This is a genomic window from Pseudomonas sp. RW3S2 (assembly GCF_014268955.1).
GTDB classification, from domain to species: Bacteria; Pseudomonadota; Gammaproteobacteria; order Pseudomonadales; family Pseudomonadaceae; genus Aquipseudomonas; species Aquipseudomonas wayambapalatensis.
Genome location: NZ_JABWRM010000017.1, coordinates 112,579 through 124,129, shown reverse-complemented (window position 1 = coordinate 124,129; position 11,551 = coordinate 112,579). Strand labels below are relative to the sequence as shown.

Here is an 11,551-nt window from a genome sequence, read left to right as displayed (position 1 = left end):
GGGGCGGCCTGTCGGCCCCCCCGCTTCTCACATCACCACAACCTTACAAGCTCGGGAACGCGAACTGCGACGCCTCGTGGCTCTTACGCTGCGGCCAGCGCTGGGTAATCGCCTTGCGACGGGTGTAGAAGCGCACACCATCCGGCCCATAGGCATGCAAGTCGCCAAACAGCGAGCGCTTCCAGCCACCAAAGCTGTGATAGCTCACCGGCACCGGCAGCGGCACGTTCACCCCAACCATGCCCACTTCGATCTCGTCGCAGAACAGCCGCGCCGCCTCACCGTCACGAGTGAAGATGCAAGTGCCGTTGCCGTACTCGTGATCGTTGATCAGTTGCATCGCCTCTTCCAGGCTCTGCACACGCACCACGCACAGCACTGGGCCGAAGATCTCTTCCTTATAGATGCGCATCTCCGGAGTGACGTTGTCGAACAGCGTCCCGCCAACGAAGTAACCGTCTTCATTGCCCGCAACACGGAAGCCGCGGCCATCTACCACCAGCTTGGCACCCGCAGCCACGCCATCGTCGATATAGCCTACGACCTTGTCACGTGCAGCAGCTGTGACCAACGGCCCCATATCCAGCCCGCAAGAGGTGCCTGCACCAATCTTCAGCGCCTTGATCTGTGGCTCCAGCTTGGCAATCAGCGCATCGGCAACCTGGTCACCCACGCACACCGCCACCGAGATCGCCATGCAGCGCTCGCCGCACGAACCATAGGCCGCACCCATCAGGGCGCTCACCGCATTGTCCAGCTCGGCATCAGGCATCAGCACTGCGTGGTTCTTCGCACCACCCAACGCCTGCACACGCTTGCCGCGCTTGGTGCCTTCGGCATAGATGTACTCGGCGATCGGTGTCGAACCGACGAAGCTCAGGGCCTTGACTTCCGGTGCTTCGATCAGCGCATCCACCGCTTCCTTGTCGCCATGCACCACATTGAGAATGCCCTTGGGCAGGCCAGCCTCATGCAGCAGTTGGGCGATGTACAGCGTCGAGCTCGGGTCGCGCTCCGAGGGCTTGAGGATGAAGGCATTGCCGCAGACGATGGCCAGCGGATACATCCACAGCGGCACCATCGCCGGGAAGTTGAACGGCGTGATACCGGCCACCACACCCAGCGGCTGGAAGTCGGACCAGGCGTCGATGTTCGGGCCGACGTTGCGGCTGTATTCACCTTTGAGGATCTCGGGCGCGGCGCAGGCGAACTCGACGTTCTCGATACCACGCTTCAGTTCGCCGGCGGCATCCTCGATCGTCTTGCCATGCTCTTCGCTGATCATCTGCGAAATGCGCGCCTCGTTCTGCTCCAGCAGCTGCTTGAAGCGGAACATGACCTGGGCACGCTTGGCCGGTGGCGTGTTACGCCAGGCCGGGAACGCAGCCTTGGCCGAGTCGATGGCGTCCTGGATGGTGGCGCGGCTGGCGAGCTCGACCTTGCGGGTAGCCTGGCCAGTCGACGGGTTGAAGACATCGGCGGTGCGACCGCCCTTGGAAACCAGCTCACCATTGATCAGGTGCTGAACGATGCTCATGCAGAACTCCAGATAAAGAAGGTTGGAACAGGCGCGCTCAGGCGCCTGTCGTCAGCGTCGGAAAGATCAGTCGATCTGGTTCAGGGCTTCGCCTACCGCGTCGAACAGGCGATCCAGTTCCTGCGGCTGGGTATTGAAGGTTGGGCCGAACTGCAGGGTGTCACCCCCGAAGCGAACATAGAAGCCGGCCTTCCACAGTTTCATGGCCGTCTCGTATGGACGCACGATCGCATCGCCATCGCGAGCTGCGATCTGGATCGCGCCAGCCAGGCCGTAGTTACGGATGTCGATGACATTCTTGGTGCCCTTTACGCCATGCAGCAGCTTCTCGAAGTGCGGCGCCAGTTCGGCGGCGGACTGCACCAGGTTTTCCTTCTGCAGCAGGTCCAGTGCGGCGATACCGGCAGCACAGGCCACAGGGTGAGCCGAATAGGTGTAGCCATGGGGGAATTCCACGGCGTATTCCGGCGTCGGTTGGTTCATGAAGGTCTGGTAGATCTCACTGCTGGCGATCACCGCACCCATCGGGATCGCGCCGTTGGTCACCTGTTTGGCGATGCACATCAGATCCGGGGTCACGCCGAAGGCTTCGGAGCCGGTCATCGCCCCCATACGGCCGAAGCCAGTGATCACTTCGTCGAAGATCAGCAGGATGTTGTGCTGGGTGCAGATTTCACGCAGGCGCTTCAGATAACCCTTCGGTGGAGGCAGCACGCCAGCGGAGCCGGCCAGCGGCTCGACGATCACCGCGGCGATGTTCGAAGCGTCATGCAATTCGATCAGCTTGAGCATCTCGTCGGCCAGGGCGATACCGCCCTCTTCCGGCATGCCGCGGGAGAACGCGTTCACCGGCAGTACGGTGTGAGGCAAATGGTCGACATCCAGCAGTTGGCCGAACATCTTGCGGTTGCCATTGACTCCGCCCAGGCTGGTGCCGGCGATGTTCACGCCGTGGTAACCACGGGCACGGCCGATGATCTTGGTCTTGGTTGCCTGGCCTTTCAGGCGCCAGTAGGCACGCACCATCTTCAGCGCGGTGTCGGCGCACTCGGAGCCGGAGTTGGTATAGAAGACATGGTTGAGGTCACCTGGCGTCAGCTCGGCGATCTTCTCGGCCAGCTGGAACGACAGCGGGTGACCGAACTGGAAGGCCGGCGAGTAGTCCAGGGTGCTCAACTGACGCGTCACCGCTTCGGTGATTTCCTTGCGGGTATGCCCGGCGCCGCAGGTCCACAGGCCCGACAGTGCGTCGAAGATCTTGCGCCCCTTGTCGTCAACCAGGTAATTGCCTTCGGCCGCCACGATCAGGCGCGGATCACGCTGGAAGTTGCGGTTGGCGGTGTAGGGCATCCAGTGAGCATCCAGCTTGAGCTGGCTGGCCAGGCCGGACGGGGCGGTTTCGGGCATGTTCATCGGCGGTTCCTCGGAAGACGACTAGGCAACGACGGGTGTTGTTGCAGCTAAATTGTCACGGGGATAAAGTCTGAAAAAGCCAACATTTCTAATCTTCAGTTAGCAGTGGACTAAACTTATGAGTCGTCGCCCCGATCCCCTCGCGCAAGTCAGCGATTTCGATATTCGCCTGCTGAAGATTTACCGCAGTGTCGTCGAGTGCGGCGGCTTCTCGGCGGCGGAAAACGTACTGGGTATCGGACGCTCGGCCATCAGCCAGCAGATGAATGACTTGGAGCAGCGCCTGGGCTTGCGCTTGTGCCAGCGTGGCCGGGCAGGCTTTTCGCTCACCGAGGAAGGCCGCGAGGTCTACCACTCGGCACTGCAACTGCTCAGCGCTCTGGAGAGCTTTCGCACCGAGGTCAACGGACTGCACCAGCACCTGCGCGGCGAACTCAACATCGGCCTGACCGACAACCTGGTGACCCTGCCTCACATGCGCATCACCCACGCGCTGGCCGAGCTCAAGGATCGCGGGCCGGACGTGCGCATCCAGATTCGCATGATCGCTCCGAGCCAGGTCGAACAAGGGGTGCTGGACGGCAGTCTGCATGTTGGCGTGGTGCCGCAGACCAGCCCGCTCTCGGGCCTGGAATACCAGCCCCTGTACAGCGAACGTTCGTTGCTCTACTGCGCAGTGGGCCACCCGCTGTTCTATGCCGAAGACCAGAAGATCGACGACCAGCGCCTCAACAGCCAGGAAGCCATCGCCCCGACCTTCCGTCTGCCGGCCGACATCCAGGCGCACTACCAGGCCCTGAACTGCACCGCCAGCGCCTCGGACCGCGAGGGCATGGCCTTTCTCATCCTCACCGGGCGCTACATCGGCTACCTGCCCGATCACTACGCAATGTTCTGGGTCCAGCAAGGCCGCCTGCGGGCATTGAAACCGGCGCAACGCTTCTATGACCTGAGCCTGAGCTGGGTGACGCGCAAGGGACGGCGTCCGAACCTGGTTCTGGAAAGTTTCCTCGAAAGCCTCGCGGCAACGCGCTAATGCTTGTCACTTCGGCACAGGCAGGTAATCTGTCCGACATCCGTTGCCCACAGACCCCGTACGGAAACGTCCATGACCTTTGAAGTCCCTGCGCATCGCCTCTCCGCCTCGGGCAAGCCCGCCGGCCGCATTCGCCAGAAGAACGAACAGGCCATCATCCAGGCCGCCGAAGACGAATTCGCCCGCCATGGTTTCAAGGGCACCAGCATGAATACCATCGCGCTGAAGGCCAACCTGCCCAAAGCCAACCTGCACTACTACTTCACCAACAAGCTCGGCCTTTATATCGCCGTGCTCAGCAACATCATCGAATTGTGGGACAGCACCTTCAACGCCCTGAGCGTCGAGGACGACCCGGCCGTGGCGCTGAGCCAGTACATTCGCACCAAGATGGAGTTCTCCCGACGCAACCCGCAGGCATCGCGGATCTTCGCCATGGAGGTGATCAGCGGTGGGCACTGCCTGACCGAATACTTCAGCGCCGACTACCGCGAGTGGTTCCGCGGCCGCGCCGCGGTGTTCCAGGCCTGGATCGACGCTGGCAAGATGGACCGGGTAGACCCTGTGCACCTGATCTTCCTGCTCTGGGGCAGTACCCAGCACTACGCTGACTTCGCCACCCAGATCTGCCAGGTCACCGGTCGCAGCCGCCTGACCAAGCAGGACATGGAAGACGCCAGCAACAACCTTATCCACATCATTCTCAAAGGCTGCGGCATCAATCCGCCCGCCTGACCCGGACCTATGCCCTCTACCCTGCTTGAGCTCTGCGAGTTCCGCGAAGACATCCGCAAGAGCCGCTTCATCACCCTCGCCGGCCCTGTCAGCAGCGCTGCCGAGGCGATGAGCTTCATCGAACGCCACAGCGACCCAGCCGCCACCCACAACTGCTGGGCCTGGAAACTCGGTGCGCAATACCGCAGCAGCGATGATGGCGAGCCGGGCGGCACCGCCGGACGTCCAATCCTTGCGGCGATCGAAGCCCAAGACTGCGATCAGGTGGTCGTGCTGGTCATCCGCTGGTATGGCGGTATCCAGCTCGGCACCGGGGGCCTGGCCCGGGCCTATGGCGGAGGCGCCAACAAATGCCTGCAACAGGCGCCGAAACGGCTGCTTGTACAGCGCAGCGAATTCACCTGCAGTTGCACCTTCAGCGAGCTGGCCTTGCTCAAGCTGCGCCTGGCCGAGGCCGAAGGGCTGGTGCTGGACGAACAGTTCACGGCAAACGGTGTCGATCTGCTCCTGGCGCTGGGCGCAGAGCACGTACAGACATTTCAGCAGCAATTGGCCGACCTCAGCCGTGGCCGGATTCGCCTGGAGCTTCGCTGAAAGCTGCCCACAACTGCTGTGGGCCTGCCTGTGGATAAGCTTGGGGCATTCTTTTGCAAGCCTTGCCACATATGGCTTTCAGCCGATTGAGCATATTTTGATCACTGTTTTATGACACCTGCAAACCACTGAAAGCCAGAGAGTTATCCCCACCGCCCGGTTTTCGCGGGCTCGTCCGGTGCCCACACGCTTGCGCACAATAACTGTGGAACAGCCTGTGGATAACCCGTGCGCCAACAAGCGGGGCGCCCACCAGCACAAGGCGCGGAGCGTCTGATCATTTTTTGTACAGAAGCAACGCAGGCGAGTCGCGCCCGCCTGGAGTATCCTCGATACCTTTCTTCAAGCGACTTCGGAGCGTCCACATGTCCACAAGCAAAAACGCCCTCATCATCGGCGCCTCCCGCGGATTGGGACTGGGCTTGGTCCAACGCCTGCGTGAAGACGGCTGGAACGTCACGGCTACCGTGCGCGATGCGAGCAAGCCCAGCGCCCTCAACGATGTCGCAGGTGTGCGCATCGAATCTTTGGAAATGAACGATACCGCTTTGCTCGACCGCCTCAAGCAGCGTGTGCAGGGCGAAATCTTCGACCTGGTGTTCGTCAACGCCGGGGTCATGGGGCCGTTGCCGCAAGATCTGGAAACCGTACAAGACTCGCAGATCGGCGACCTGTTCATGACCAATGCCGTAGCGCCCATCCGCGTGGCACGTCGGCTGGTCGGACAGATCCGCGAAAACACCGGGGTGCTGGCGTTCATGAGCTCGGGCCTGGGTAGCGTGACCAGCCCGGATGGCAACGAGATCTGCCTGTACAAGGCCAGCAAGGCTGCACTCAACTCGATGATCAACAGCTTCGTGGTGGAGTTGCAACGATCCGACCTGAGCGTGCTGGCCATGCACCCAGGCTGGGTGAAAACCGACATGGGCGGCGAGAACGCGGAAATCGACGTGTTCACCAGCACACGCGGCATGCTCGACCGGATCAACGAGCAAAGCGGCCAGGGCGGCCTGCGCTTTATCAACTACAAGGGCGACGCCCTGACCTGGTGAATTGAAAGCCGCGTGGCGAGGCAGTAGACTCGATGCCTCGCCTCGCGGCGGACCTGGATCAGCAGACAGGACAACACTGAGCTGGCTAACCCTGAACCCACTTTCAGAGGAGCCGGCACCATGCCTGCGACCCGTATCTGGTTGAAATCCCCCCTTGCCATCTTCACTGCCAATGACACCGATGCCCGCGGTGGCCTGGTCATCGAAAACGGCCGCATCAGCCAACTGCTCGCCCTCGGCGAACAACCCAACACCCCCTGTGACCAAGTGTTCGATGCCCGTGAGCACGTGGTGCTGCCCGGTCTGATCAACACCCACCACCACTTCTACCAGACCCTGACCCGCGCATGGGCTCCGGTGGTCAACCAACCATTGTTTCCCTGGCTCAAGACCCTTTACCCGGTGTGGGCACGGCTGACCCCGACCAAACTGGCGCTCGCCAGCGAGGTTGCATTGGCCGAGTTGCTGCTGTCAGGTTGCACCACTGCCGCCGATCACCATTACCTGTTCCCCGAAGGCCTGGACCACGCCATCGACGTACAGGTCGAAGCCGTGCGCAAGCTCGGCATGCGCGCCATGCTGACCCGCGGCTCGATGAGCCTGGGTGAAGCAGATGGCGGCTTGCCCCCGCAGCAGACAGTGCAACAAGGTGAGGTGATCCTGGCCGACAGTCAGCGACTTATCCACAGTTACCATGAGCGTGGCGAAGGCGCGCGCATCCAGATCGCCCTGGCGCCCTGCTCACCCTTCTCGGTCACGCCAGAGATCATGCGTGCCAGCGCCGCCTTGGCCGAAGAGCTGGACGTGCGCCTGCATACCCACCTGGCCGAAACACTCGATGAGGAAGACTTCTGCCTACAGCGGTTCGGCCTGCGCACCGTGGACTACCTCGACAGTGTCGGCTGGCTCGGCCCGCGCACCTGGCTGGCCCACGGCATCCACTTCAACCCCGACGAAATCACGCGCCTGGGTGCTGCCGGTACCGGCATCTGCCATTGCCCGAGTTCGAACATGCGTCTGGCCTCGGGCATCTGCCCAACCGTCGAGCTCGAAGCTGCCGGAGCCGCACTCGGCCTGGGTGTAGACGGCTCAGCGTCCAACGATGCCTCGAACATGATCCTCGAAGCACGCCAGGCCCTCTACCTGCAACGCCTGCGCTACGGCGCCGAGCAGATCACGCCCGAGCGCGCGCTGGGCTGGGCAACCCGCGGCTCGGCACAACTGCTGGGCCGTGGCGACATCGGCGAGCTGGCGGTGGGTAAGCAGGCGGACCTGGCCCTGTTCAAGCTCGACGAGCTGCGTTTCTCCGGCAGCCACGATCCGCTGTCCGCGCTGCTGCTGTGCGCGGCGGACCGGGCTGACCGAGTCATGGTCGGCGGCCACTGGCGCGTGATCGATGGCCAGATCGAGGGACTCGATGTCCAAGGCCTGATCGCCGACCATCGTCAGGCGGCAGCCGCACTGATTGCCGGTTGAAGCACAGCGGGGCTGCTGGGCAGCCCCGCCCTACCGAATAGCGCGTAGCCCTGTAGAATGTCGGCCAACCGTACCTGATTCGAGATCACACCCCATGTATGACTGGCTCAATGCCTTGCCCAAGGCCGAACTGCATATGCACCTGGAAGGTTCGCTGGAGCCGGAACTGCTGTTCGCCCTGGCCGAACGCAACAAGGTCGCCCTGCCCTGGGCCGACGTGGAGACGCTGCGCAGCGCCTACGCCTTCAACAACCTGCAGGAGTTTCTCGACCTGTACTACCAGGGCGCCGACGTGCTGCGCACCGAGCAGGACTTCTACGACCTGACCTGGGCCTACCTGCAACGCTGCAAGGCACAGAACGTCATTCACACCGAACCCTTCTTCGACCCGCAGACCCATACCGACCGGGGTATCTCCTTCGAGGTGGTGCTCAGCGGTATCAACCAGGCGCTCAAGGATGGTCGCGAGCAACTGGGCATCAGCAGCGGCCTGATCCTGAGCTTCCTGCGTCACCTCAGCGAGGAGGAAGCCGAGAAGACCCTGGACCAGGCCCTGCCGTTCCGCGATGCCTTCATTGCCGTGGGCCTGGACAGCTCGGAGAAAGGTCATCCACCAAGCAAGTTCCAGCGGGTCTTCGACCGCGCCCGCAGCGAAGGCCTGGTCGCCGTTGCCCACGCCGGCGAGGAGGGCCCACCCGAATACATCTGGGAAGCCCTCGACCTGCTGAAGATCAAGCGCATCGACCACGGCGTACGCGCCATCGAGGATGAGCGGCTGATGCAACGCATCATCGACGAGCAGATTCCGCTGACCGTCTGCCCACTGTCGAACACCAAGCTCTGTGTGTTCGACCATATGAGCCAGCACAACATCCTCGACATGCTCGAACGTGGGGTCAAGGTCACGGTGAACTCCGACGATCCGGCCTACTTCGGCGGCTATGTCACAGAAAACTTCCACGCTTTGCACCAGCATCTGGGCATGACCCAGGAACAGGCAACACGCCTGGCGCAGAACAGCCTGGATGCACGCCTGGTCTGAGTCGCGAGCACAACCGGTATACAGGGGCACTTCAGCCCACCTGTAATGCCGGCACCCTCGCGATACGGTTGATCTCCTGAATACCCAAGGTGGAAATCTGCATCACGCGCGATCCCTCCTGCTCGCGTATCCAGCCAGACTGCATGAACAACCTGAGCATCGCCTGCCCGACACCGCCGCCCAGGTGGGGGCCGTTGTCACTCCACTCACTGCTGTGACAGACCACACATCCACCGCGCTGGCGGGGCGCCAGCGCATCGATATAGACGCCGATTGCAGCCAATTGCACACGCCCTTCCAGGCTCACGGTAGGATGCAGGTCATTGCCCTCCAACCAGCCGGCGGCCACCATGCGTCGATAAAGATCGACCGCAATCTCGCCCCCCAGGTGGTCACCACAACGTCGCGCCCTGCGCAACGACAGCGGCACCTGCAGGGGCCTGACCGATGTTTGGCATTCGGCACGGCCACCAAGCTGCACGCTGGCCAGTGCCTCGACCGCGGCGATCACCTCGGGGGTGGCCAGTCGAAAATAGCGCTTGCGCCCACGCGCCTCGAGGCGCAGCAAGCCAGCAGCCGACAATAAAGACAGGTGGGCGCAGGCCGATGATGGAGTGACGCCGATCATGAGCGCCAACTCATCAGCGTGCCGGGACGAACCATCGATCAAGGCCCAGAGCATGGCACTGCGCTTGGGCTCGGCCATCAGAGCGGCGATCTGACTGATACTGCTGACTGCTTTCATGCTCCATCAACTCCATGCAAAGTCACGTTTCTTGTCCAATGGCCATCCATGGCAGTAGGAATCGCCAGAGGTTGCGGCAGATAGGTGTAGGTGCAGCCTGTCAGGCTGTATGGGAAGCCCCGCCTGATGGGGAAACCGCTCTCGCTGCAAGGGCCTGCGGGGACAAGTATAAGCCGCCGAAAGCCCTGTACTAGGTGGGTTTGGCCTCCGGTTTGCGGCACAAGGCCGAGGGTAGCGGCACCCTTGGCGATATAGGGAAATGCCAGTGAATGACGAGCGCTACCAGCATCCCCTCTAGCATCCCGGACGTAGCCACATACACTGCCAGGTAAAGGCCACAAGAGCGGAACATTGCCGACAGTAGGGTTCCACAAGTAGGGCAAGGAAAAGCGAAGGTTCGTATCTTGATTGAGTCAGCCCATCGCCCCGGGGGGGACCGTCAGTCAGGACGTCGTCGCGGCACATGGCGGGCAATCGGTACAGCGCTACACTGGATTCGCTCTCACCCCGACAGGAGGATGCCGCGATGAAGATTGTCGTCAGTACATCGAACCGCCACCCCAACTGCCCCTGGCAGGTACAGCTCGATCAACATGTGGTGAGTTTTCGCAGCGAGGCGGAGGCCCGGGCATTCGTCGCCGTTCTGGAGACACGCCTGAAGGCCCCTCACCCCCTCATGCAGCCTGCCTGGACTGAAGGCGTCGAGTCAGCATCGCGACATTGACCACCAAAACACCGCACAAGCTGATCACCAAGGCCATCGGCGCTGCGCTGCCATCATGCAGGACACCCACCAGCGCCGCGGCCCCTGCGGCGACGCTGAACTGCAGGCTGCCCATCAATGCCGACGCGCTGCCGGCCCTGGCACCCTGCCCGTTCATAGCACAAGCCGAGGCGTTGGGAATGATGCAGCCCAGACTGGCGATGCACACGAACAGTGGCACCAACAATGGCCACAACTGCGTCGGATGCAGCAGCGCCACCCCCAGCAGCACTACCCCTGCAGCCAGGTAGAGCCATACCGCTCGGGCCAGCAGGAAGGCTGGGCCGCGCTTGGCCAGCAGCCGGGCGTTGACCTGGGCACAGAGGATGAAACCGGCAGCATTGGTGCCAAACAGCCAGCCGTAATGCTCGGCCGGCACGCCATAGAGCTTGATGAACACGAACGGTGAACCGGCGATATAGGCGAACATGCCGGCGATGGCGATGCCACCCGTCAGCGCATGCCCCAGGAACACCCGATCGCCCAGCAGCCGCAGGTACTGGCGCAAGGCACCCGACAGCGGCTGGCGCGGCACGTGGGCTGGCAGGCTTTCCGGCAGCCCCAGGCTCACCGCCAGCAGGCAGGCGGCGCTGAACAGGCTGAGCACCAGGAAGATGGACTGCCAGCCGGACACATTGATCAGGACGCCGCCGAGCATCGGCGCGAGAATCGGCGCGAGCCCCATCACCAGCATCAATTGCGAGAAGGCTTTGGCGGCCCCCACGGCGTCGCATTTGTCGACGACGATGGCCCGCGACAACACCATTCCCGCACAACCACCCAGTGCCTGGATGAAACGCGCCACGACCAGCGTGTCGAGGTCCGGGGCGTAGGCGCAGGCGAGCGACGCCAGGGTGAAAAGGCTGATACCGAACAACAGTGGCTTGCGTCGGCCGAAACGGTCGGCGATCGGACCGTAGGCCAGTTGGCCAAGCGACAAGCCAAGGAAATAGGCCGCCAGGGTCGTCTGGACGTGCTGTTCATCAGTGCCGAAGGCCTGGGCCATGGCAGGGAAGGCGGGGAGATAGAAGTCGATCGCCAATGGCGCGAAGGCCGAAAGAGCGCCGAGGATCAATAGGGTGCGCAGATTCATCGGAAATCCATAGCAGGCTAAGCAACGGACTAGTCTAACTGCACTGGAGGCGGCCTGGTATGAAA

At 62.4% G+C, this 11,551-nt stretch carries 11 protein-coding genes; 7 read left to right on the top strand and 4 right to left on the bottom strand.

Translation table 11 applies throughout. The features are described 5' to 3' along the window. Nucleotides 1-43: 43 nt before the first annotated feature. On the bottom strand, nucleotides 44-1,537 hold the full coding sequence (locus tag HU748_RS21695) for a CoA-acylating methylmalonate-semialdehyde dehydrogenase (RefSeq protein ID WP_186666091.1): 1,494 nt from the start codon (nucleotides 1,535-1,537) through the stop codon (nucleotides 44-46). Nucleotides 1,538-1,603: 66 nt separating this feature from the next. Next, a complete protein-coding gene (locus HU748_RS21690; RefSeq protein WP_186666090.1) occupies nucleotides 1,604-2,950 on the bottom strand; it encodes an aspartate aminotransferase family protein in 1,347 nt (448 codons plus the stop codon). 118 nt (nucleotides 2,951-3,068) lie between these two features. On the opposite strand from HU748_RS21690, the gene HU748_RS21685 reads away from it, so the two are divergent. From HU748_RS21685 to HU748_RS21660, 6 genes are all read left to right on the top strand, one after another. Then, entirely contained in the window at nucleotides 3,069-3,986 is a 918-nt protein-coding gene (locus tag HU748_RS21685; RefSeq protein WP_186666088.1) for a LysR family transcriptional regulator, read from the top strand. Nucleotides 3,987-4,058: 72 nt separating this feature from the next. After that, entirely contained in the window at nucleotides 4,059-4,721 is a 663-nt protein-coding gene (locus HU748_RS21680) for a TetR/AcrR family transcriptional regulator (RefSeq protein WP_186721900.1), read from the top strand. 9 nt (nucleotides 4,722-4,730) lie between these two features. Further along, entirely contained in the window at nucleotides 4,731-5,315 is a 585-nt protein-coding gene (locus HU748_RS21675; RefSeq protein WP_186666084.1) for a YigZ family protein, read from the top strand. A 365-nt stretch (nucleotides 5,316-5,680) separates the two neighbouring features. After that, nucleotides 5,681-6,367 carry an SDR family oxidoreductase gene (locus tag HU748_RS21670; RefSeq protein WP_186666082.1) on the top strand — a complete coding sequence of 229 codons (687 nt, stop codon included), beginning with the start codon at nucleotides 5,681-5,683 and terminating at the stop codon, nucleotides 6,365-6,367. 120 nt (nucleotides 6,368-6,487) lie between these two features. Next, nucleotides 6,488-7,843, top strand: a complete 1,356-nt coding sequence (locus tag HU748_RS21665; RefSeq protein ID WP_186666080.1) for an 8-oxoguanine deaminase — start codon at nucleotides 6,488-6,490, stop codon at nucleotides 7,841-7,843. Nucleotides 7,844-7,937: 94 nt separating this feature from the next. Then, nucleotides 7,938-8,885 carry an adenosine deaminase gene (locus HU748_RS21660; protein ID WP_186666079.1) on the top strand — a complete coding sequence of 316 codons (948 nt, stop codon included), beginning with the start codon at nucleotides 7,938-7,940 and terminating at the stop codon, nucleotides 8,883-8,885. 31 nt (nucleotides 8,886-8,916) lie between these two features. On the opposite strand, the gene HU748_RS21655 is transcribed toward HU748_RS21660, so the two are convergent. Continuing rightward, nucleotides 8,917-9,630, bottom strand: a complete 714-nt coding sequence (locus HU748_RS21655) for a helix-turn-helix transcriptional regulator (RefSeq protein WP_186721898.1) — start codon at nucleotides 9,628-9,630, stop codon at nucleotides 8,917-8,919. 526 nt (nucleotides 9,631-10,156) lie between these two features. Here HU748_RS21655 and HU748_RS26525 point away from each other — a divergent pair. Then, nucleotides 10,157-10,354, top strand: a complete 198-nt coding sequence (locus HU748_RS26525) for a hypothetical protein (protein WP_238343432.1) — start codon at nucleotides 10,157-10,159, stop codon at nucleotides 10,352-10,354. Here the strand turns inward: HU748_RS26525 and HU748_RS21650 are convergent. Next, a complete protein-coding gene (locus HU748_RS21650) occupies nucleotides 10,305-11,486 on the bottom strand; it encodes a multidrug effflux MFS transporter (protein WP_186721896.1) in 1,182 nt (393 codons plus the stop codon). The genes HU748_RS26525 and HU748_RS21650 overlap by 50 nt on opposite strands. Nucleotides 11,487-11,551: the final 65 nt, after the last annotated feature.

Bases quoted from the DNA above. Each gene is read 5' to 3' on its own strand.
- HU748_RS21695 (WP_186666091.1), bottom strand. From the start codon at position 1,537: ATGAGCATCGTTCAGCACCTGATCAATGGTGAGCTGGTTTCCAAGGGC.
- HU748_RS21690 (WP_186666090.1), bottom strand. From the start codon at position 2,950: ATGAACATGCCCGAAACCGCCCCGTCCGGCCTGGCCAGCCAGCTCAAG.
- HU748_RS21685 (WP_186666088.1), top strand. From the start codon at position 3,069: ATGAGTCGTCGCCCCGATCCCCTCGCGCAAGTCAGCGATTTCGATATT.
- HU748_RS21680 (WP_186721900.1), top strand. From the start codon at position 4,059: ATGACCTTTGAAGTCCCTGCGCATCGCCTCTCCGCCTCGGGCAAGCCC.
- HU748_RS21675 (WP_186666084.1), top strand. From the start codon at position 4,731: ATGCCCTCTACCCTGCTTGAGCTCTGCGAGTTCCGCGAAGACATCCGC.
- HU748_RS21670 (WP_186666082.1), top strand. From the start codon at position 5,681: ATGTCCACAAGCAAAAACGCCCTCATCATCGGCGCCTCCCGCGGATTG.
- HU748_RS21665 (WP_186666080.1), top strand. From the start codon at position 6,488: ATGCCTGCGACCCGTATCTGGTTGAAATCCCCCCTTGCCATCTTCACT.
- HU748_RS21660 (WP_186666079.1), top strand. From the start codon at position 7,938: ATGTATGACTGGCTCAATGCCTTGCCCAAGGCCGAACTGCATATGCAC.
- HU748_RS21655 (WP_186721898.1), bottom strand. From the start codon at position 9,630: ATGAAAGCAGTCAGCAGTATCAGTCAGATCGCCGCTCTGATGGCCGAG.
- HU748_RS26525 (WP_238343432.1), top strand. From the start codon at position 10,157: ATGAAGATTGTCGTCAGTACATCGAACCGCCACCCCAACTGCCCCTGG.
- HU748_RS21650 (WP_186721896.1), bottom strand. From the start codon at position 11,486: ATGAATCTGCGCACCCTATTGATCCTCGGCGCTCTTTCGGCCTTCGCG.